We start from the raw sequence: 20,709 nt of genomic DNA on the forward strand, positions 1-20,709 counted from the left end.
AAATCAATTGTGCGCCGAAAAGGCCGGGGCAGCCGGATCAGGAGAAAGGAGACAGAGTAAAATGGAGGCAAATCATATTCTGATTGTTGAGGATGATAAGGAGATACGCGAAGGTGTACGGATCTATCTGCAGAGCCAGGGATACGAAGTGTTCGAAGCGGCAGATGGAGTGGAAGGGCTGGAGGTGATTGAAAGAGAGGAGATTCACCTTGCGATTGTTGATATTATGATGCCGAGAATGGACGGTATAAGGATGACAATGAAGCTGCGGGAAAAGTATGATTTCCCGGTGATCATGCTTTCAGCCAAGTCAGAGGAGGTGGATAAAATTACAGGGCTGAATATCGGTGCGGATGATTATGTAACGAAACCGTTTACTCCGATGGAACTGATGGCAAGGGTAAATTCCCAGCTCAGACGATACAGAAAGTTTTTGGAGAAGCTGACGCCGAAGGCAAACGTGTATGTGATCGGCGGACTGGAGATCAACGAGGAGACTGTGGAAGTGACAATGGATGGCAACCCTGTGAAACTTACGCCGATCGAATACAAGATCCTGCTTCTCCTCGCCAAAAATCCGGGACGGGTGTTCTCGTCAGAGGAGATCTATGAGAGAGTATGGCAGGAGAAAGCAATCAACACAGACACCATTATGGTTCATGTGAGAAATATAAGAGAAAAGATAGAGATTGATCCTAAAAATCCAAAATATTTAAAGGTGGTGTGGGGAGTTGGCTATAAAATTGAAAGACAGCCGTAATGCAGGCATTATTGCCGCTGTAATCATTCTCGGCTTATGTTCGCTGGTTATGCTGTTTCGATACGGGGAGATATCGGATTTCCTGAAGACGATTCAGTCGGAGGACAGCCGCCGGGCGGAGACGATAGACAGCATGTCCTATGATCTGAACGAGGGCGTGTATATTCTGTACAATGAGCTGTCTGAGGAGACAGACCCGGCGGAAGTTCTGGAAATGTACGGTCAGCAGCAGTTTAACCTGACGAGACGGTACATGGACTATGAAATTTTCGATGCAGAGGGAAATGCGCAGCTTAATGCGGCTTCTGAGACGGTTGCGGAACGGTTAAAAGCGGCGAGTGAATCTTATTATGCATTCCGGGCAAAGTATACATTTTCGGAGGACGGAGAGCTTTCGGGGATTCAGATCGACGGGACGGTGCTGGATCCGCAGGAGGAGTATGAGCTGGAATCACAGTATTTAAATGTGGCGTCTGAAGTCGGATATAATTATGAGATATCCAGTATTGCCGAGCCGGCAGGAGTCACCATTGTATACGGGATGACAGAGAAAAATCTGGATACTTACGGTGAGACGATCGGCTCGGGTATCTATAATTACAGCTTTGTAAATACAACATATTACAGGGATACCCTGGAGTGCCTGCTTCTCTTTGTCATAGCAGCAGCGCTTCTTCTGCCGTTCGCAAAGCGGCTTGATATCAGCGGGAGAAAAATCTTCACTGTTCCGTTTGAGATTCCGCTGGCTGTTTTAATTGTTATTATATTCGGAACAAATATCCAGTATCTGCCCGCGGATCTTGTGTACACGACAATTACCGGGAATTATCCTGCGGCGGGACACGGCGGGGAGATTATCATATGGACGCTGAATTTCCTGATGTGGTTCCTGATCTTCGGGATCATATTCTGGGCAGTGACATGTTTCCGGGCGGTAATCCGGATGAAAACGGCATATTTTAAAGAGCGGACTCTGACTGCAAAGCTGATCCGCCGTTTTGCAGGCGATGAAAGCGGGGTGAAAAGCGCGGCAAAAAAGACTTTGAGAAAAGGAAAAGCATTAGTGGCAAGGCAGTATGACAATCTGCTTCACATTGATTTTCAGGATAAAACAAACAGGACGATTCTCAAGATTGTCATAATCAATTATATTATCCTGGCGCTCGTGTGCTTTTTGTGGTACTACGGAACACTTGCGCTGATTATCTACTCGGTGCTGCTGTTCTTATTCCTCCGCAAATATACGAAGGATCTGCAGGAAAAATACAAGCTGCTTCTCAAATCAACGAATCAGCTTGCAGAAGGACATCTGGACGTTCCGATTGAAGGGGATATCGGGCTGTTCAACCCGATTCAGGATGAACTGAAGAAGATACAGAAGGGATTTAAGAAAGCGGTGGATGAAGAAGTGAAAAACGAGAGAATGAAGACGGAACTTGTCACAAATGTCTCTCATGATCTCAGGACACCGCTGACAGCGATCATCACCTATACGGATCTGCTCAAGAACGAGAAAGATGCAGAGAAGAGAAAAGAGTATATTGATGTCCTGGAACGAAAATCGCTGCGCCTGAAAGTGCTGATCGAAGATCTGTTTGAGATCAGCAAGGCGGCGAGCAAGAGTGTGGTCATGCATTTTATGAAAGTGGACATCGTGGATCTTTTAAAACAGGTCGGACTTGAGAATGACAGCAAAATCAGGGAATCGCATCTGGAATTCCGCTGGAAGCTGCCGGATCACAAACTGGTTATGTGGCTGGACAGTCAGAAAACATACCGGATTTTTGAAAACCTGATTGTCAATATTACAAAATACGCAATGCCGCACACGAGAGTGTATATTGAGCTGACAGAGGAGGAAAGCAGCGTGCATATCTCGATGAAAAATGTGTCGGCTTCGGAACTGAACTTTAATGCAGAGGAGATTACAGACCGTTTTGTGCGCGGGGATTCCTCCCGGAATACAGAAGGCTCCGGACTGGGCCTTGCAATCGCAAAGAGCTTTGCGGAACTGCAGCACGGAACTTTGAAAATTTCTACGGAAGCGGATCTTTTCAAGGCAGATATCATGCTGCCGAAACTGGAGATTCCCCCCGAGGAGACGCAGATGGCGGATGCCCGGTCTGAAGCAGACGGCAGCGGAGCCGCGAGTTGAACAGGAAAGATCAAATTTTAGTTAAAATGTCGGAAGGAGAGTTCGCTTTCCGGCATTTTATGGTAGAATGGATATAAATTCAACAGAAAATGTGAAAGGAGAAAGTGTATGAGATACGATATTCAGGGAGGCGAGTTACCGGTAGTTATCTGCTATCTTGAAGACGGGGAGACAATGATTACAGAGAAAGGCTCCATGAGCTGGATGTCACCGAACATGAAGATGGAGACGACATCCAACGGAGGAATTGGGAAAGCATTCGGAAGAATGTTTGCAGGCGAGTCTTTCTTTCAGAACAGGTATACCGCTGTGGGCGGCAATGGCATGATTGCTTTTGCCTCAAGTTTTCCGGGACAGATCCGCAAGTGGGATGTAGCTCCGGGAAATGAAGTGATTGTGCAGAAATCCGGTTTTCTTGCGGCGGAGAGCAGTGTTCAGCTGTCGGTATTCTTCCAGAAAAAGCTGGGAGCAGGCTTCTTTGGCGGTGAGGGATTTATCATGCAGAAACTGTCGGGACAGGGCACTGCATTTCTTGAATTTGACGGTTCGGTGATAGAGTATAACCTTCAGCCGGGACAGCAGATCGTGATTGATACGGGATATCTGGCAGCCATGGATGCGACATGCAGCATGGAGATTAAGACTGTGCCGGGAATCAAGAACATGGTGTTCGGAGGCGAAGGGCTGTTCAACACTATCATCACAGGACCGGGGCGCATATGGCTTCAGACAATGCCAATCTCTAATGTGGCGGGTGAGATACTTAAGTTCATGCCGGTGAGTAAATAAGAAGATGTGTGAGTAGTGATTTGGCGGGAGGAAAGTGTGTCCTCCCGGCAGTTCGAGAGATTTATAAAGAGGAATTTGAATATTGTATTTTTTCAGAAAGCGTGCTATTCTTTAAGCACTGATACCGGCGGCGTTCTTGCCGCCGAATGTCACAGCCTTTACGGCTTCTCATTTTCGGAGCTTCAGTTCGAAGCACTTACCCGATGATGAACGGAAACTTATTGATTTTTGACTCAGAAAAACTGCATAGACGCAAAGGAGGAAATGCGTATGGCAAATGTACTGCAGAAAACTTTTTCAAACATCCGCACCCGGGAAGCGCTTCTCGCTGAAATCTCGGGAAATGAAACAATGAAAATGACGTATGAGAGTTGGGAAGATGAGTACCAAAAAGAGTTTCTGGACTTCTGCACCGGTATAAAAGGAGTAAAGGTTCTATACGACTCTTTTTTCAAAGAAATCATGGATCCGGACACGGTGCCGGAGCGACTGGAGGAACTGCTCTCCCTCATTCTGAAGCAGAAGATCCGGATCTTAAAAGTTCTTCCCCAGGAGTCACCTTACATCGCAGACGGACGTTCACTTGTCATCATGGATATTGTCATTGAGCTGGAAAATCACAGTCTTGCAAATGTGGAAGTGCAGAAACTGGGATACATGTTTCCCGGACAGCGGGCGGCGTGCTATTCCGCAGATCTGCTGCTCCGCCAGTACAAACGGGTGCGGAGCGAGAGAAGTGAATCGAAAAAGAAGTTCAGCTACCGCGATATGAAAAAGGTGTATACGATCATCTTTTACGAAGAGAGCCCGGCGGAGTTCCACCAGTTTCCGGACGATTATATTCACCGTTCAAGGCAGAAGACAGATACCGGGCTTGAGATCGATCTTCTGCAGGAATATGCCTTTATCCCGCTTGACAACTTCCGAAACATTCTTCACAATAAAGGCATAAGAACAAAACTGGATGCATGGCTTACGTTTCTGAGTATCGACGATCCGGAATGGATCGGGCGGCTGATCGATCAGTACCCGCAGTTCCGGCGATACTACGAGGAGATCTACGAGCTGTGCCTGAGCACGGAGAAGGTGATGAGTATGTTTTCCAAAGAATTGCAGGAACTGGACCGGAATACAGTGCAGTATATGATCGATGAGATGCAGGATAAGATTGATGAACAGAAGAGGCAGTTGGATGCGGCCTTATCGGAAAGGGATGCGATCTTATCGGAAAAGGATGCAGCTCTTGCAGAAAAGGACGCCGCATTATCGGAGAGCAGTGCTGTCCTTGAGGAGAAGAACAGGGAGATCGAACGTCTGAAAGCAGCATTGGAGGCGGAAAGGTCCAAAGGTTGAGAAAGAACCAGTGTGAATTCAACTCTGTTATGATACAGAGCGGATCCGGAAAATGATTCTACAGCATATTCGTAAGATTCGGTCTTTATAATCTGTTCATTGTAATAAATCACATTCCCCTGTTCATCAAGTACGTTCTGAGTGACACTGAGCAGGGGATGATTTTTCGGAACGTTCAGATATTCTGCCAGAGCGGCCGTTGCCCTGACAATATGGAAGCGGTCGCTGATATTTGCAGGTTTAATCCCCATTTTTTCATATATCAGTCCATAGAGAGATTTGTTCTCAAGATCCATTTCCATAATGAGTCGGAGCTGGTCTGGCAGATAGTCTGTCTCGACAATTACCGGTTCCTCATCGAGGCTTCGCAGCCTGACAAGCTTCATAATAGAGCTTCCAGCAGGCTCCGACATTTGAAATGTCTTTTTGAGTTCCTGAGTAATCATGACTTCGGATTTGCTTATGACATGTGTATAAGGAACCGTATTTGCATGAATCATACGTCAGGCCATGGTTTATATGACGCAGCAGCTTCTGTGTGAGCTGGAAGACAGAGGGCTTCTGACAGACGAGTCTCCCAATATTGAGCTTGAGAATGCAGGCTGGGGACTGGAGCACGGCGTACAGGTCGCCGATGACTACAGGTTTGTGTTTTCCCAGGTATATGATCCGCGCAATAAGCTGAAAATCGGCTGGGAGATCAATCATATCCTTCACGCACTCGGGTGCAGTGAAGTCACCGGGGACGGACGTTTCTTCCTGCCGGAAGCAGAGATTACGCCCGACATGGCATGGCTTGAAGCTTCTTACGGGCATAATCCGCAGAAGCTTGCAATGGAATGGGTTGCACATAATCTTCTGGCACCGGATCTCCAGGGCAGGATCGGTTCCGTGTATCTGTCTGACTGTAAGATGAAGACGGTAGAATATTTCCGCAACGGCATTCTCGGAGCCCCGTTCCTTGAGAAGATGGAGGCCATGGAGACGGTCGAAGAGCGCTTTTACTATGGCTGGCAGATGGTGCTTGATTACTATGATTCACACGTTCCGCTCGGTACAGGAATCCTTCCGGAACAGGAAATGAAAGAAATGCTGGATAATCAGCTTGCATTTCTTGGAATTAAAGAAGGGGAATTCTGACTATGAAATATCTCGTTTACGGCCCGACTATCATGAACGATATCGTTTATGCTGACGGGACAACTGACAAATACCATATGGGCGGTGTTGTGTTCTGTATGGCGGGCATCAAACTGTGGGATGACGATGTACTCTATATTTCCAATGTGGGAGATCCCTACGGCATCGGCGATTGAAGCGGACAGGAGAGAACAGACTCTTAAGACGATTCAAAAAGCAGGACTTTTTTCCATTAATCTGCCGGAATCAATGAGTCTGTTCGATGCGAAGAGTGAAGAGGAAGCAATTGAGAAAATTCTGCAATTTGGTGTTCCGTGCTTTTTCAGAGTGGGAGAAAAAGGATCATACTTTCTCTGTGATAATAAAAGCCATTTTGCAGCCAGTGTTACCATCGGAGATGTGGAAGACCCGACAGGGTGCGGCAACTGCTCTACTGCTGCGGCGATGTATGGATACTGCGAGGGGAAAGCGCCAGGAGAAGCGGCGGTGAACGGTAATATTTCCGCCGCGTATAATCTGCTGCAGTATGGTCCGTATCCGAAGTTCACGGCAGATACAAGAGCGCAGGCTCTTGAACTTTTGAGACAGCGCCTTGCGTGATAAGTGGAAAAGGACCTGGCCGGGAAACGGTTCTTTATGAATTTTGGGTATGGGGCTGTCGCACTAAATAAACTCTTACAGAAAGATTATACTCTATCTTCTCTGTACTATCAAATCAAACTTCCGCTGGATGTGGAAATTTTGATTCCGGCAGATGATCCGGTTCGTCTTCTGAGTGCATTTGTGGAGGGAATGGAACTCAGCGATCTTTATCAAACTTATGGAAAGATAAAGAAAAATCAGGCGACACCTCGGATCTTTTCTTATATTTGGGTATTTGTGCTATATAAGCCAACTGTAATCCTTGCGGCAGTCAAGGATATATTCTACATAGACCGTATCATCCTGGATTTGATAAAGGACAAGATACCACTTCTCAATGAACATCTTGTGATATTTGTTCGGTGTGATATACATTTCCTCAAAGTAAGGAAAACGCTGCGGCATCTGCCTTAAAGAACGCATCGCTGTCATAATCTCCTTTTTCTTTGCCGCCGCTGCCTCTTTATTGACCTGCGCCATAAAGCGGATGTGCGTCCCTAACATTCTTTTTTCCCTGTCGGAAACAATGACTTTGTACTTGCTGTTTGATACCATACGCTATACCTCTGCAATCATTTCATCAAGATAAGCGTCCAGCTCTTCAAGCGTACAGCCAGTCCTTCCCGCTATTCTGTCCTCCTCAACCGCAAGCAGTTCCTCACGGAGGTTCAGCATCTTCTCTCTGCGGTTGTAGGTTTCAATATCCATAACGACTAAATCTCCCTCGCCATTCTTGGTAAGGAATACCGGCTCTGCAGTCTTTCTGCACATTTCTGCAATCTCGTTGTAATTTTGACGGATTGCTGCGGATGGACGAATATTCATAGCCACACCTCCCACTTGTATTTGGTAGCAGTATTCTAACTACATTATATTTATATTATGCTACCGAATCAATATGCGCAGAAAACATCTTATTGGCTATACCTAAAATTCAGAAAGAACCCGGGAAGCCCCCTTATCGGAAGCCCCCTTAAAATCGGAAATCCCTCCGGTTATCCTGTTCAATCAGCCTTAAATTCTCCAGCACAACGGCACGTGCTTTTTCATTCGGCACGTTCAGCACTTCGCGGTCAATCAGCTTGTCGCCGATTGCCTTTGTCTCGGGAGACGCGTAATCCATGAGATATTCTTTCAGTGTCATCAGGGCGTTCGGGTGGCAGCAGTTCTGGATCTGTCCGCTCTTGCAAAGTGACATGAAGCGGTCGCCGGTGCGGCCTTCACGGTAACATGCGGTACAGAAACTGGGGATATAATCCATCTCCATAAGCCAGCGCACGACTTCATCCAGTGTCCGGTTGTCGCTCACGTCAAACTGCTCGGAGCTTGCATCCTCCGGTTCCGGCTCATAGTAGCCGCCCACGCTTGTGCGGGAGCCGCCGCTGATCTGGGAGATGCCGAGATGAAGAACACGCTCTCTTGTCTTCTGATTCTCTCTTGTGGAGATGATCATTCCGGTGTACGGAACAGCGATGCGGATACATGCTACGATCTTTGCAAATGTATCATCGTCGATGCCGTTGTCGAAATCGTCCGGATTGATGTCGTCTGCGTGCTTTAAGCGGGGAACGCTTATCGTGTGCGGGCCGACGCCGAATGCTGCCTCCAGATGCTCTGCGTGCATGAGGAGTCCGGCAAACTCGTAGCGGTATTTGTCGAGCCCGAAGAGAACGCCGAGGCCCACGTCATCGATGCCGCCTTCCATCGCACGGTCCATTGCCTCCGTGTGGTAGTTGTAGTCGTGCTTCGGTCCGGTCGGATGGAGCTCGAGATAGCTCTCTTTGTGGTACGTTTCCTGGAAGAGAATGTATGTGCCGATTCCGGCTTCTTTCAGAAGACGGTAATTGTCCACGGTCGTAGCTGCGATATTGATGTTCACACGGCGGATCGCTCCGTTTTTGTGCTTGATGCTGTAAATCGTTTTGATGGATTCCAGGTAGTAATCCATTGTGTTGCGAACCGGATCTTCCCCGGCCTCCAGGGCGAGACGCTTGTGTCCCATATCCTGGAGCGCGATAACTTCCCGTTTGATCTCTTCCTGGGAGAGCTGTTTCCTCGGAATGTGTTTGTTCTTCGCGTGGTAGGGACAGTAGGTACATCCGTTGATGCAGTAATTGGACAGATACAGCGGTGCAAACATGACGATGCGGTTTCCGTAGAAGTCCTTTTTGATCTGCTCTGCCAGCTTATAGATTTCCTCATTTTTCTCCTCGATGGGACAGGCGAGAAGTACGGATGCCTCTCTGTGGGAGAGCCCTTTTCTCTTTTTCGCCTTCTCGATAATCGAGTCAATCAGCTCTACATTTTCCTTGTTCTCATCTGCGTAGGCAAGAGTTTCGAGAATTTCTTCGTGGTTGATAAAATCATCTGCGCATTTTGAATTTACATCATACATTGGTATATTCCTCCTTCTGGTATTGTTTCATATTCTTCCATATTCTTTCCGGCAATTTCTCAGTCCGGGAACTTTTCGGTATGGCGTTTTTACATATTCAGTGAGTCGCCCCGGGACACGGTGATGTGATACCCGATCGCCTTCATCCTCTCATCGAGGCTTCGCAGGCTCTCCGCAGCTTCATCTCCGGTACAGAGCTTGTTGTCGTAGAGCAGATATTTTTCTCGCACCTGGGCGGGAGAGAGATTCGGCATGACGACGTTTGCTCCGGCCAGGATACCCTTTTCCCTTCCGTCCGGTGCTATGGTTCCGAGAGCGGTCGTCGAGGGCAGCAGGACTTTCGGCAGAAGCAGACGGATCAGTCCAAGCATGAAGATGGTCAGTTCCACAGTGCCGCCCGGCTGTCCGGCAAAGGGTGTGTCATGGTGAGGAACAAAAGGCCCGATTCCCACCATCTGGGGATTCAGTTTTTTCAGAAACAGCATGTCGTCGGCCAGATTTTCCGGAGTCTGGTACGGAGAGCCGACCATGAACCCGGTTCCGACCTGATAACCGATTTCCTTTAAATTCCACAGGCATTTCTGGCGGTACTCGGCGCTCAATGATTCCGGGTGAAGCATCCGGTAATGGCTGTGATCAAAAGTCTCGTGGCGGAGCAGATAACGGTCCGCTCCTGCATCGTAGAACCTCTGATAGCTCGCGCGCGGGCGTTCGCCGATGGAGAGTGTAACGGCGCAGTCAGGCCATTTTTCTTTGATCGAAGAAACAATGTGCGCCATACGGTCGTCCGTGAACCATCCGTCCTCGCCGCCCTGCAGGACAAATGTCCGGAAGCCGAGCCCGTATCCGAGTTCACAGCAGGAGAGAATATCTTCCTCTGTAAGCCGGTAGCGGCTGGCGTTTGCGTTGCTTTTGCGGATGCCGCAGTAATAGCAGTCGTTTTTACAATAGTTTGTAAATTCGATCAGGCCGCGGATATAGACGTCATGCCCGTAGTGCCGGATGCGGACTTCCCGGGCACGCTCAAAGAGGTACTCCGCTGTTTCCGGCGTGCGTCCGGATATGAGTGTGATCCATTCCTCGCGTGTGAGCCCACGGGTCTGCTCCAGTCTGTCGATCAGTTCTCTGCCTGATTCCGCCCTGTGCGTACCGGCTGTCATATATTTTTCCCGTAAATCGTCTTTGTGCTCACGCCCGGCAGCATCCCCAGTTTGCCTGACAGTGCACTGATGACGTTATTTGGCGCATCCAGAGCGACGCTGATGACGTGGATGCCCTTTTCCCGGTAAGGGATTCCCATTCTGCCGATGACGTACTCTCCATATTCACTCAGCAGATGGTTCAGCTCGTCGACGGAATCCCGGTTTTCCAGAATAATGCCGATGAGCGCGATTCGTGTCTCCATCCTGAATCCTCCATATCTGTATTCATTCCGCGGCGGTCAGTACGGGAAGCTTTCCGGAAAGGGAAAGGCTTATGAAGTTTCTGAAAAAAAGAACCTGTGCTGATCCAAAGGGGCGCAGGTATGACGGAATACAGGAGGGATACCGAGGGATACCTCCTGCTGTTTTCGGTATGATTTGCGCCTTATTGCTCAGAAGAATCCCTGTGCCGGGAATCCCTTTGCAGTCAGTACGGAATGTCTTTTTTGAGTATACCACACGGGGGATTTTTCTACAATATGGCACATCGCTGAAAGAAAAATGAATATTTATTTCAAAATTACAAAAATATATTGAATCTTTATTTCAAATGTTATATAATGCGGTCATAGGAGGAGAGAAGACATGACTCAGTCAAATGCAGGTTACCAGGCAAGGCTTCAGGGCGTAAAGGCGGGCCTTACAAAAAAGAATGAGAAAAAGATCTATGAGTTCATTGAAACGAGCAGAAAAGAGATCATTCACATGTCGATTGATGAGGCTGCGGAAGCGTGTCAGGTAAGCAAGGCTGCGATCGTGAGATTCGCACAGAAACTCGGCTATAAAGGCTATCAGGCGATGAAGATCAGTATTGCGCAGGAGGCGATCAATCCGGAACATCAGATTTACAGCAGGATGTCCAAGACCGATACGCTGCCGACGATTGTGGATAAGATCGTGGAATCGCATGTGCAGTCGTTAAAGGCGACGTCTGAAATTCTGGACCGCGGTGAGATAGAGAAAGCGGTAAGGATGATTCAGAACAGCGATCATCTTCTGTTTTTCGGAATCGGAGGATCGGGAAGCATTGCCCTTGACGGCCAGCACAAGTTTATCAAGATCGGTTATTTGGCTCTGGCATTTACGGACAGCAATATGCAGGCCATGACCGCTTCGGTTCTTTCAGAACGGGATGTGGTGATTGCTATTTCTCATTCCGGGGCATCCAACGATATTCTCAATGCGCTTGAGAATGCGAAACAGGCAGGAGCGAAGACGATCGCGATTACGAATTACGGAAAGTCCCCGATCACCGAGATTGCGGACGTAGTGCTTCCTACATCGTCAAGCGAGACGGCGTTCAACAGTGACGCGCTGTCGTCCAGGATTGCGGAACTGTCGATTATCGACATGCTTTATGTGGGCGTTGCATTTAACAACTATGACGAATCTTACGAGAATATTGTAAAGACGAGAAATGCTCTCGACTCCACGAAAATCTGAGAAAGGAGATGGGAGAAGAGAATGTTTTGCGGGATTGATCTGGGAACTTCAAGTGTCAAAGCAGCAGTGTATGATGAAGTCGGCAGAACTCTTGCATGTGCGAGGCGCGAGTGCGAACTGGTGACTCCGAAGGCCGGGTGGTCGGAACTTGACCCGGAAGACTATCTGGACAAACTGTATCAGGTGATCCGCGAGGCGTCGGAAGATTCCGGGCAGAGGATCACAGCGGTTGCGATTTCTTCGCAGGCGCAGGCGGTGCTCCCCATTGATGAGAACGGGAAGCCGCTCTACAACATTATCGTGACGATGGACAATCGTACCATTCCGCAGTATATGTTCTGGAAGGAAAATTATGACGAGAAGGAAATATACGGCAGGACGGGAAACACGTTCGGATCGATTTATACGCTGAACAAAATTATGTGGCATAAGCAGAATCAGCCTGAGATCTACAACAGGGCATGGAAATTCTGCTGTGTTCAGGACTATGCTGCGTATATGCTGACAGGGGAGGGGCCTTACACCGACTACTCCATTGCAGGGAGAACGATGATGTTCTCGGTGAAGGAACCGGTGTGGGATGAAAAAGTGCTCGGCATTGCAGGAATTGATATCGGAAAACTGTCGTCCCCTGTTCCGTCTGTAACAGTGGTCGGAAAAATCCGGACAGAGCTCAGACAGAAACTGAAGCTGGATGAGACATGCGAGGTCGTGATCGGAGGCCATGATCAGGCGTGCGGAGCGATCGGAAGCGGTGTGGTGAAGCCCGGGATGCTGATGGATGCGTGCGGCACGGTTGATGCCATGGTTACAGTACTGCCGGGAATGGTGTTAAGCGATAAGATGCAAAAATACAGTCTTACATGCTACCGGCATGCAGACACGTCAAACTACATCACAATGGCCATCAATACAAATGGCGGGCTGTTTCTCAAATGGTACAAAAACGTACTGTATGACAGAAGGGCAGAAAACGGAAGAGATATTTACACTCAGATGATAGAAGAGTGTCCTGATACACCGTCGGATATCTATGTACTGCCTCATCTGGAAGGCGCGGGAACGCCGTACAATGACCCGGAGTCGCTTGCCGCGATTGTAGGACTTAGGGTGTGCCATACGAAGAAGGACATTACAAGAGCAGTGCTCGATTCACTTGCATATGAGATGAAGCTGAATCTAGAAGCAGTGGAAAACGCCACGAACTGTAAGATCGATGAGATCCGGATGATCGGCGGCGGAGCAAAAACCCCGAAGTGGGTTCAGATCAAAGCGGATATCTTCAATAAAAAGATTGTCACTCTGGAGACGGACGAAGCAGCGTCGCTGGGCGCGGCCATTATAGGAGCAGTGGCAAAGGGATATTACAAAAGCTTTGATGAAGCGATAAACAAGATGATACATATCAAGAAAATATATTATCCTGATATCCGGATGCAGAAAGAATATGGGATAAGAGCATCCGAATACCAGGACATATATGAGGGACTAAAGAAAGTTAACCATAACATCTCCAGTCGCACATTATTATAATATGTCCTGTAGAAAATTTTGTCAATTTTTTTTATCAACTGAATACAGATTTTGAGAACAGCGCAGACTGAGCTGCCATGATTTCATATATCAGTTCAGCCGCTGTGCTGTTACCATTTAAACAGGCATAAGCGATGAGATAGTTGTGATGCTTTCTTAGTGTATGCAAAAATCTGGAGGTATACATTATGAGCGCATTAGGATTATCGATTAATCTCATAATCGCGATCGCGATTATACTGATATTAGTGCTGAAAGTAAAAGTAAATCCGACGATTGCCCTGATTGTGGCAAGCATTTATATGGGAATATCCTGTCAGCTGGGGCTTACCACAACTGTAGATTCCATCAATAATGGATTCGGCAATCTGATGGCGTCTACGGGACTGCCGATCGGTCTTGGAATTATGATGGGACAGATCCTTCAGGATTCCGGTGCGGCAGAATCGCTTGCAAGGGCAATCCTTAAGGTATTTCTCGGGAACAAAGCTCCGTGGGCGCTCGGACTTACGGCATTTCTGCTGTCCATCCCCGTATTTTTTGACGTAACATTCGTCATTCTGATTCCGCTTGGAATTGCTGTCGCGAAACAGACGAAGAGACCTCTTCCATACTTTGCGGGTGCGATCGCAATCGGAGGCGTCAGCTCACAGACATTTGTTCCGCCGACACCGAACCCGCTTGCCTCTGCAAGTATCCTGAGCTTTGATCTCTCCTATATCATCATACTTGGTTTGATTGTAGGTCTGATCTCCGCACTGTTTTCCATGTTTGTGTGGTTTAAACTTCTGAATCGTCCCGGCTTCTGGAATCCGGAAAAGGATACGACAGGTCTTCTTGACATGAGCGGGGAAGGCATGATGGAAGAAAAAGATCTTCCGTCGCCGTGGGCAGCTGTTATTCCGATTCTTCTGCCGGTACTGTGCATCCTGATCGGTTCTTTCTGGCCGGTTGTGACAGGAAACGACGCGCCTGCTTTTATATCCTTCCTGTCCCAGAAGACGATTGCGATCCTTCTTGGACTGATCGCAGCGTATCTGCTTCTTACAAGGAAAATGGGCCTTCAGGCGATCGGAGATTCTGTTTCCGAGTCTCTGAAACAGGCCGGTATTGTGGTGTTTATCACCGGTGCGGGCGGAGCTTTTGGTTCAGTTATCCAGGCAACGAATATCGGAGAAGTACTGATTGGAGGTCTTACAGAAGGACAGTCCTCTACAATCCTGATTCTCTGTGTAACGTTCCTGATCGGCGTGCTCTTCAGAGTTGCGCAGGGTTCCGGAACCGTGGCGTCCATTACGGCAATGACAATTATGGCGACTGTCGCGCCGTCAGCCGGATGCCATCCGGTATATATAGCTATCGCGGCTCTGGCCGGCGGAAACTTTATCGGACATGTCAATGACTCCGGTTTCTGGGTAGTTACAAACCTTTCCGGCGCAAGCGTGACAGGCGGACTGAAAACATATACGCTGAACACGGTAACACTTATGGGAATGGCATTTATTCTCTGCCTGATCGGCGCGACAGTGCTGCCGCTGGTATAAACTGCGGATTCAGACACAGGGTGTCAGGCAAAGATACAGCCTGTACCATTTGATAATTATAGATATATTTCAGGAGGAACATTAAAATGTCAATGTTGGGAAAAGAAATACGGATGAGCAGACTGGTGAATCCGAAGAGCAACAAAATGATGGCGATTACAGTAGATCATGCGATCTCAAGAGGAATCGCCGGGATGACGGGAATCCAGGACGTGCAGTCTGCAATCGATAAAATACTTCTTGGAAAACCGGATGCGGTCACTATGACAAAAGGAATCGCTGAGCGCTGTATGCCGCAGCATGCAGGAGATCCGGCGTCAATCCTTATGAAAATTTCCAATCCGGCTCCGGCAAATCCTACCAGAGATGTGGTTTTTGGCACAGTAGATGAGGCGATTCGTATGGGGGCGGACGGTGTTTCCATGGGAGCGATCATGATGGGAGACTTCCAGGGAGATCAGATTGAGAAAGTCGGCATGATCGCTGAGGAGTGCATGCGCAAGGGGATGCCTCTGATCGGTCATGTATACCCCAAGGGAGAGAACGTGTCAATGGAAGGCAGAACAGCATGGGAAAATATCGCGTATTGTGTGAGAAGCGCGTGTGAACTCGGTATGGACATCGTGAAGACGACCTATACCGGCGATCCGGATTCCATGGCAAAGGTGGTATCCTGCGTACCGTCCTCGTTCCGAATCGTTATCCAGGGCGGCGATGCGTGCAATACACTGGATGATTACCTTCAGATGACGAGAGACGCTATGGACTGCGGAGTCGGCGGAGTGACCATGGGACGTTTTGTATGGGATTACAGAGATGTTACAGCGCTCGTTATTACACTGCGCTATATTATCCATGAAGGCTACAGTGTGAAAGAGGCAAAAGAGCTGCTCGCTCAGCTTGAAAATGATAAAAATTATGATCAGTTCTGACCGGACTAATAAGGGGGATGCTGCTTTGTGCGGCATCCCCCTCAATTAATCCGATTCTTTTTACAGCTTCCTTTCCCCCATCCCCCTCTTAAACGCATTGATTTTCTTCTGCAAACAGACTAAAATAGAGCTGTGAATTGGAGGAAAAGCATATGTCAGAAGTGAGAAAGCATATCGTGTTCCACGGTCGTGTCCAGGGCGTCGGATTCCGGTATACAGCGAAATATGCGGCTCAGTCACTTGGGCTTTCCGGCTGGGTCCGGAATGAGTGGGACGGCACTGTGACAATGGAAGTTCAGGGAAGAGAAGCACTGATTGACAAGCTGCTTGTCAGGCTGAACCACGACCGGTTTATTACCATTGAGTGGATGGATACAGAAGAGATTCCGCTGCGGGAAGAGGACCGGTTTACAGTGAGATAACAGTGAGATGTCAGATTGGAACATCGTGGGAAAAAACTGAGAACTGAGAAAAGAATACAACTGCAGAAGCTGTAGAAAAGTCAGAAGGAGGAAGACAGCTGTGAAATTAGGATTTATCGGGACAGGAAATATGGCAGGCGCCATTATGGGAGGAATCATCAGAAAAGGGATTATAAAGCCGGAGGAGATTATCGGATCAGATATTTCTGAGGCGGGCCGGGAGAAAGTCAGAGAACTCTACGGAATCTGTGTGACAGACGACAACAGAAAGGTGGCTGCAGAGTCGGAAGTGATTGTTCTTTCTGTGAAACCCCAGTTTTATGCGGAGGCGATTGCACAGATCCGGGACTGCATAAGTGAGGAGCAGCTTGTTATCACAATCGCACCGGGCAAAACGCTGTCATGGCTGGAGGAGCAGTTTGGGAAACCGGTACGCATCGTCCGCACCATGCCGAATACTCCGGCTCTTGTTGGAGAAGGAATGACGGCGGCCTGCGCGAACCAGTATGTGACAGAGGAGAACAGGGCATATGCGCTGGAACTTCTCGGGGCCTTCGGAAAAGTGGAGTTTGTTCCGGAGCATCTGATCGACGCGGTCGTGGCGGTGAGCGGAAGTTCCCCTGCCTATGTGTTTCTGTTCATTGAGGCCATGGCGGATGCGGCGGTTGCAGAAGGAATGCCGCGGCAGCAGGCGTATCAGTTTGCGGCCCAGGCAGTGTACGGAAGCGCGAAGATGGTGCTTGAGACAGGAAAGCATCCGGCTGAGTTAAAGGACATGGTATGCTCTCCGGCAGGTACGACCATAGAGGCTGTCAGAGTGCTTGAAGAAAAGGGATTCCGCAGTGCAGTAATCGAGGCGATGAAGGCCTGCGCGGATGTTTCCAGAAATCTGTAGAACAGCCTGCACGGGCCAGTATAGGCCTGTATAGGCCGGAACAGGCCGGGCGGTTCCCGCATCTGATCTGAAAAAGGAGGAAGATTCATGCATATACAGGGGCTGCAGAAGCTTACTCTGCTTGACTATCCGGGCAGGGTGGCGTGTACGGTATTTACTGCGGGCTGCAATTTCCGCTGCCCGTTCTGTCATAATGCGTTTCTTGTGACGCATGTAGACCCGGAGAATGATATCCCGGAGGAAGAAGTTTTCGCCTTTCTCAAAAAGCGTAAGGGGATTCTGGACGGCGTATGCGTCACGGGAGGAGAGCCCCTGCTGGCGCAGGATCTGGAACAGTTTCTGAGAAAAATAAAGGATCTGGGATACCTTGTCAAGCTGGATACGAACGGAAGCAATGCGGCGCGCCTTAAATATCTGGCGGGCCAGGGGCTGCTCGATTATGTGGCTATGGATATTAAAAATTCTCCGGAGAAATACGGGATGACTGCAGGAATCGAAGGATACGGTATGGAAAATGTAAAAGAAAGTGCTTCATTCCTGATACAGGGAAACATTCCGTATGAGTTCCGTACAACCGTGGTGAGAGAGTTCCATAAAAGAGAAGATTTCGAGGAGATCGGGAGATGGCTTTCGGGAGCGGAGCACTACTATCTCCAGAGATTTGTTGACTCCGGCGATCTGATCAGCCCGGGGCTTCGCGCCTACACAAAGGAGATTATGGAACAGGCGCTTGAAATTGTGAAGAAATATATTCCGTCTGCAGAGCTGCGCGGGATGGAGTAAAAGCACTCTTTTCGGCATAAAAGAAATGATAAAGTGACATCAATATCTAGTGATGGTTTGCGAAGATAAAAACTAGATATTGGTGTTTTGCTATTGACAGAATTTTCCGCAGAATGATAGAATGAATTCAGACGTTCGCATCAGCAGAAAAGGAAGGAAAGGGGTTTGAAGACATGTATCAGGTGAGGAAAAGAGACGGAAAGATCGTGCAGTTTAATCTGTCCAAAATCGGCGAGGCGATCCGCAAGGCTTTTGAGGCACAGGAGAAAAATTATAACCAGGATATTATCGATATGCTTGCGCTCAAAGTGACGGCTGACTTTGAACCGAAGATAAAAGACGCCCTTATTTCCGTGGAAGATATACAGGACAGCGCAGAGTCCGTGCTGATTCAGGCCGGGTATGACGATGTGGCGAAAGGCTATATTCTGTACCGCAAACAGAGGGAGAAAATCCGCAATCTGAACTCTACGCTTCTCGACTATAAAGAGATTGTGGACAGTTACGTGAAAGTGACGGACTGGCGGGTCAAAGAAAACTCGACAGTCACGTATTCAGTGGGCGGGCTTATCCTGAGTAATTCCGGTGCGATCACAGCTAATTACTGGCTCTCGGAGATCTATGATGATGAGATCGGAAAAGCGCACAAAAATGCGGACATTCATATCCACGATCTCTCCATGCTCACAGGTTACTGTGCAGGGTGGTCGTTAAAACAGCTGATTCAGGAAGGGCTGGGTGGAATTCCGGGAAGAATAACATCTGCGCCGGCCAGACATTTAAGCGTACTTTGCAACCAGATGGTGAATTTCCTCGGGATCATGCAGAACGAGTGGGCGGGCGCACAGGCGTTTTCCTCTTTTGACACGTATCTTGCGCCGTTTGTAAAGACGGATCACCTGACATACCCGGAAGTGAAGAAATGTATCGAATCGTTCATTTACGGAGTGAACATTCCGTCGCGGTGGGGAACGCAGGCGCCGTTCTCCAATATTACGCTTGACTGGACTGTGCCGGATGACCTGAAGAATCTTCCCGCGATCGTAGGCGGAAAAGAGATGGACTTTACTTATGGAGACTGTAAAGCGGAAATGGATATGATTAACCGTGCGTTTATCGAGACGATGATCGAGGGCGACGCGGAGGGGCGCGGTTTCCAGTATCCGATTCCGACGTATTCCATCACGAAGGACTTTGACTGGTCGGAGACAGAGAACAATAAACTTCTCTTTGAGATGACGGCAAAATACGGTACGCCGTATTTTTCAAACTATATCAACAGCGACATGGAGCCGAGCGATGTGCGGAGCATGTGCTGCCGGCTGCGCCTTGATCTCCGGGAACTGCGCAAGAAGTCCGGTGGATTTTTCGGCAGCGGTGAGAGTACCGGATCTGTGGGCGTTGTGACCATCAATATGCCGAGGATTGCCTATCTTTCGGAGAATGAGGAAGAGTTTTACAGAAGACTCGACAGGCTGATGGACATCTCGGCGAGATCGCTCCATATCAAGAGGACTGTGATCACAAAACTTCTGGATGAGGGGCTCTATCCGTATACGAAGAGATATCTCGGAACATTTGAAAACCATTTTTCCACGATCGGACTGATCGGCATGAACGAGGCGTGCCTCAATGCGAAATGGATCCGCCAGGATCTGACCCATGAGGAAGCGCAGCAGTTCACGAAAGATGTGCTGAACCACATGAGAGAACGCCTGTCTGACTATCAGGAAATGTACGGCGATCTCTACAATCTGGAGGCGACTCCGGCAGAGTCTACGACTTACCGGCTGGCAAAACACGATGTGGAGCAGTTTCCGGATATCATAACGGCGGCAGAGAAAAACGGCACGCCGTACTACACGAACAGCTCCCACCTTCCGGTCGGATATACAGAAGATGTGTTTGAGGCCCTTGACATACAGGACGAGCTTCAGACATTATATACATCAGGAACGGTCTTCCATACCTTCCTTGGGGAAAAACTTCCCGACTGGAAATCTGCGGCTGCTCTTGTCAGGAAGATTGCGGAGAATTACCGCCTGCCGTATTATACGATGTCACCGACATACTCGATCTGTAAAAATCACGGATATCTCTCAGGAGAGCAGTACCGGTGTCCGCACTGCGGGGAAGAGACAGAGGTTTACAGCAGGATTACAGGCTATTACCGTCCGGTGAAAAACTGGAACGATGGGAAAACGCAGGAGTTTAAAGAGAGAAAAGTCTATGATATCGCGCATTCCGGAATGAGGCCGGGAAACAGGACGGCCCGGAATGCGGCGGATGCGGCAGATTCAGCAGCCGAGGTGGCTTCAGCAGGTACAGAGGTTTTGCAGGCTTCAGCAGGTGCAGAGGTTTTGCCGGCTTCGGCAGCCGGAGACGCAGGCGGGACATCGGCGGGCGGCGTGCAGAATTCTGAAGAGGAAACGGAAGAGAAGATCCGGACATTCCTCTTTACTACGAAGACATGTCCGAACTGCCGCGTGGCTGTAAATTCTCTGGAAAAGGCACATATTTCCTACGAGACGGTGGATGCGGAAGAAAACCGTGAGCTTGTCGAGAAATACGGAGTCATGCAGGCGCCGACACTGATTGTCATAAACGGGGACACGGTGAGAAAGCTTGCGAATGCGTCCAACATCAAAGAGTATGCAAAAAATAAGGAGTATACACAAAATAAAAAGTATGCACAAAATATAGAACATGAGGAGGAGTAAA

General features: G+C 48.6%; 20 protein-coding genes and 2 pseudogenes. 16 read left to right on the forward strand and 6 right to left on the reverse strand.

The window, feature by feature from the left end; translation table 11 throughout:
- Positions 1 to 61: 61 nt before the first annotated feature.
- From LKD70_RS07580 to LKD70_RS07595, 4 genes are all read left to right on the forward strand, one after another.
- Entirely contained in the window at positions 62 to 760 is a 699-nt protein-coding gene (locus tag LKD70_RS07580; RefSeq protein WP_227707424.1) for a response regulator transcription factor, read from the forward strand.
- On the forward strand, positions 732 to 2,915 hold the full coding sequence (locus LKD70_RS07585) for a sensor histidine kinase (RefSeq protein WP_227707425.1): 2,184 nt from the start codon (positions 732 to 734) through the stop codon (positions 2,913 to 2,915). Before LKD70_RS07580 ends, LKD70_RS07585 begins: the two co-directional genes overlap by 29 nt.
- A 108-nt stretch (positions 2,916 to 3,023) precedes the next feature.
- Positions 3,024 to 3,704: a TIGR00266 family protein gene (locus LKD70_RS07590; protein ID WP_227707427.1), complete on the forward strand. Its 681-nt coding sequence runs from the start codon at positions 3,024 to 3,026 to the stop codon at positions 3,702 to 3,704.
- Positions 3,705 to 3,974: 270 nt separating this feature from the next.
- A complete protein-coding gene (locus LKD70_RS07595; RefSeq protein WP_227707428.1) occupies positions 3,975 to 5,057 on the forward strand; it encodes a PD-(D/E)XK nuclease family transposase in 1,083 nt (360 codons plus the stop codon).
- A gap of 83 nt (positions 5,058 to 5,140) precedes the next feature.
- On the opposite strand, the pseudogene LKD70_RS18750 reads toward LKD70_RS07595, so the two are convergent.
- A pseudogene (locus LKD70_RS18750) lies at positions 5,141 to 5,557 on the reverse strand (GntR family transcriptional regulator); the annotation flags it as partial.
- Between the two features lie 19 nt (positions 5,558 to 5,576).
- On the opposite strand from LKD70_RS18750, the gene LKD70_RS07605 reads away from it, so the two are divergent.
- The 4 genes and pseudogenes from LKD70_RS07605 to LKD70_RS18940 all read left to right on the forward strand — a co-directional run.
- Complete coding sequence (locus LKD70_RS07605) at positions 5,577 to 6,197, forward strand: hypothetical protein (protein ID WP_227707430.1); 621 nt, start codon at positions 5,577 to 5,579, stop codon at positions 6,195 to 6,197.
- 2 nt (positions 6,198 to 6,199) lie between these two features.
- Positions 6,200 to 6,373, forward strand: coding sequence for a hypothetical protein (locus tag LKD70_RS07610; RefSeq protein WP_227707432.1), 174 nt, complete (start codon positions 6,200 to 6,202; stop codon positions 6,371 to 6,373).
- On the forward strand, positions 6,324 to 6,797 hold the full coding sequence (locus LKD70_RS07615; protein WP_227707434.1) for a carbohydrate kinase family protein: 474 nt from the start codon (positions 6,324 to 6,326) through the stop codon (positions 6,795 to 6,797). The genes LKD70_RS07610 and LKD70_RS07615 overlap by 50 nt, the downstream gene beginning before the upstream one ends.
- Positions 6,798 to 6,833: 36 nt before the next feature.
- Positions 6,834 to 7,076: pseudogene (locus tag LKD70_RS18940) on the forward strand (hypothetical protein); the annotation flags it as partial.
- Positions 7,077 to 7,079: 3 nt separating this feature from the next.
- Here LKD70_RS18940 and LKD70_RS07620 read toward each other — a convergent pair.
- From LKD70_RS07620 to LKD70_RS07640, 5 genes are all read right to left on the reverse strand, one after another.
- The gene (locus tag LKD70_RS07620) at positions 7,080 to 7,394 is read right to left on the reverse strand and encodes a type II toxin-antitoxin system RelE/ParE family toxin (protein WP_227707435.1); all 315 of its coding nucleotides are present in this window, start codon (positions 7,392 to 7,394) and stop codon (positions 7,080 to 7,082) included.
- A gap of 3 nt (positions 7,395 to 7,397) precedes the next feature.
- A complete protein-coding gene (locus LKD70_RS07625) occupies positions 7,398 to 7,664 on the reverse strand; it encodes a type II toxin-antitoxin system prevent-host-death family antitoxin (RefSeq protein WP_227707437.1) in 267 nt (88 codons plus the stop codon).
- A gap of 148 nt (positions 7,665 to 7,812) precedes the next feature.
- On the reverse strand, positions 7,813 to 9,234 hold the full coding sequence (gene hydG / locus LKD70_RS07630) for a [FeFe] hydrogenase H-cluster radical SAM maturase HydG (RefSeq protein WP_227707439.1): 1,422 nt from the start codon (positions 9,232 to 9,234) through the stop codon (positions 7,813 to 7,815).
- An 89-nt stretch (positions 9,235 to 9,323) separates the two neighbouring features.
- Positions 9,324 to 10,394 (reverse strand): [FeFe] hydrogenase H-cluster radical SAM maturase HydE, encoded by a 1,071-nt coding sequence (gene hydE, locus LKD70_RS07635; RefSeq protein ID WP_227707440.1) that lies wholly within the window; start codon positions 10,392 to 10,394, stop codon positions 9,324 to 9,326.
- On the reverse strand, positions 10,391 to 10,639 hold the full coding sequence (locus LKD70_RS07640; RefSeq protein ID WP_227707441.1) for a TM1266 family iron-only hydrogenase system putative regulator: 249 nt from the start codon (positions 10,637 to 10,639) through the stop codon (positions 10,391 to 10,393). Before LKD70_RS07640 ends, hydE begins: the two co-directional genes overlap by 4 nt.
- Before the next feature lie 382 nt (positions 10,640 to 11,021).
- Here LKD70_RS07640 and LKD70_RS07645 point away from each other — a divergent pair, with 382 nt between their 5' ends.
- From LKD70_RS07645 to LKD70_RS07680, 8 genes are all read left to right on the forward strand, one after another.
- Positions 11,022 to 11,879, forward strand: a complete 858-nt coding sequence (locus tag LKD70_RS07645; RefSeq protein ID WP_227707442.1) for a MurR/RpiR family transcriptional regulator — start codon at positions 11,022 to 11,024, stop codon at positions 11,877 to 11,879.
- Positions 11,880 to 11,900: 21 nt separating this feature from the next.
- The gene (locus tag LKD70_RS07650; RefSeq protein WP_227707443.1) at positions 11,901 to 13,412 is read left to right on the forward strand and encodes an FGGY-family carbohydrate kinase; all 1,512 of its coding nucleotides are present in this window, start codon (positions 11,901 to 11,903) and stop codon (positions 13,410 to 13,412) included.
- Between the two features lie 188 nt (positions 13,413 to 13,600).
- Positions 13,601 to 14,956 (forward strand): GntP family permease, encoded by a 1,356-nt coding sequence (locus LKD70_RS07655; RefSeq protein ID WP_227707444.1) that lies wholly within the window; start codon positions 13,601 to 13,603, stop codon positions 14,954 to 14,956.
- An 86-nt stretch (positions 14,957 to 15,042) separates the two neighbouring features.
- Entirely contained in the window at positions 15,043 to 15,888 is an 846-nt protein-coding gene (locus LKD70_RS07660; RefSeq protein ID WP_227707445.1) for a class I fructose-bisphosphate aldolase, read from the forward strand.
- Positions 15,889 to 16,040: 152 nt separating this feature from the next.
- Complete coding sequence (locus tag LKD70_RS07665) at positions 16,041 to 16,310, forward strand: acylphosphatase (RefSeq protein ID WP_227707446.1); 270 nt, start codon at positions 16,041 to 16,043, stop codon at positions 16,308 to 16,310.
- A gap of 100 nt (positions 16,311 to 16,410) precedes the next feature.
- Entirely contained in the window at positions 16,411 to 17,205 is a 795-nt protein-coding gene (proC, locus tag LKD70_RS07670) for a pyrroline-5-carboxylate reductase (protein ID WP_227707447.1), read from the forward strand.
- A gap of 87 nt (positions 17,206 to 17,292) precedes the next feature.
- The gene (locus tag LKD70_RS07675) at positions 17,293 to 17,988 is read left to right on the forward strand and encodes an anaerobic ribonucleoside-triphosphate reductase activating protein (RefSeq protein WP_227707448.1); all 696 of its coding nucleotides are present in this window, start codon (positions 17,293 to 17,295) and stop codon (positions 17,986 to 17,988) included.
- 173 nt (positions 17,989 to 18,161) lie between these two features.
- Positions 18,162 to 20,708: a ribonucleoside triphosphate reductase gene (locus LKD70_RS07680; protein WP_227707449.1), complete on the forward strand. Its 2,547-nt coding sequence runs from the start codon at positions 18,162 to 18,164 to the stop codon at positions 20,706 to 20,708.
- The last annotated feature ends 1 nt before the right edge of the window (position 20,709 follow it).

Source organism: Ruminococcus turbiniformis, assembly GCF_020687545.1.
Lineage (GTDB): Bacteria > Bacillota > Clostridia > Lachnospirales > Lachnospiraceae > Mediterraneibacter > Mediterraneibacter turbiniformis.

Bases quoted from the DNA above. Each gene is read 5' to 3' on its own strand.
- LKD70_RS07580 (WP_227707424.1), top strand. From the start codon at position 62: ATGGAGGCAAATCATATTCTGATTGTTGAGGATGATAAGGAGATACGC.
- LKD70_RS07590 (WP_227707427.1), top strand. From the start codon at position 3,024: ATGAGATACGATATTCAGGGAGGCGAGTTACCGGTAGTTATCTGCTAT.
- LKD70_RS07595 (WP_227707428.1), top strand. From the start codon at position 3,975: ATGGCAAATGTACTGCAGAAAACTTTTTCAAACATCCGCACCCGGGAA.
- LKD70_RS07605 (WP_227707430.1), top strand. From the start codon at position 5,577: ATGACGCAGCAGCTTCTGTGTGAGCTGGAAGACAGAGGGCTTCTGACA.
- LKD70_RS07610 (WP_227707432.1), top strand. From the start codon at position 6,200: ATGAAATATCTCGTTTACGGCCCGACTATCATGAACGATATCGTTTAT.
- LKD70_RS07615 (WP_227707434.1), top strand. From the start codon at position 6,324: ATGTACTCTATATTTCCAATGTGGGAGATCCCTACGGCATCGGCGATT.
- LKD70_RS07620 (WP_227707435.1), bottom strand. From the start codon at position 7,394: ATGGTATCAAACAGCAAGTACAAAGTCATTGTTTCCGACAGGGAAAAA.
- LKD70_RS07625 (WP_227707437.1), bottom strand. From the start codon at position 7,664: ATGAATATTCGTCCATCCGCAGCAATCCGTCAAAATTACAACGAGATT.
- hydG (WP_227707439.1), bottom strand. From the start codon at position 9,234: ATGTATGATGTAAATTCAAAATGCGCAGATGATTTTATCAACCACGAA.
- hydE (WP_227707440.1), bottom strand. From the start codon at position 10,394: ATGACAGCCGGTACGCACAGGGCGGAATCAGGCAGAGAACTGATCGAC.
- LKD70_RS07640 (WP_227707441.1), bottom strand. From the start codon at position 10,639: ATGGAGACACGAATCGCGCTCATCGGCATTATTCTGGAAAACCGGGAT.
- LKD70_RS07645 (WP_227707442.1), top strand. From the start codon at position 11,022: ATGACTCAGTCAAATGCAGGTTACCAGGCAAGGCTTCAGGGCGTAAAG.
- LKD70_RS07650 (WP_227707443.1), top strand. From the start codon at position 11,901: ATGTTTTGCGGGATTGATCTGGGAACTTCAAGTGTCAAAGCAGCAGTG.
- LKD70_RS07655 (WP_227707444.1), top strand. From the start codon at position 13,601: ATGAGCGCATTAGGATTATCGATTAATCTCATAATCGCGATCGCGATT.
- LKD70_RS07660 (WP_227707445.1), top strand. From the start codon at position 15,043: ATGTCAATGTTGGGAAAAGAAATACGGATGAGCAGACTGGTGAATCCG.
- LKD70_RS07665 (WP_227707446.1), top strand. From the start codon at position 16,041: ATGTCAGAAGTGAGAAAGCATATCGTGTTCCACGGTCGTGTCCAGGGC.
- LKD70_RS07675 (WP_227707448.1), top strand. From the start codon at position 17,293: ATGCATATACAGGGGCTGCAGAAGCTTACTCTGCTTGACTATCCGGGC.
- LKD70_RS07680 (WP_227707449.1), top strand. From the start codon at position 18,162: ATGTATCAGGTGAGGAAAAGAGACGGAAAGATCGTGCAGTTTAATCTG.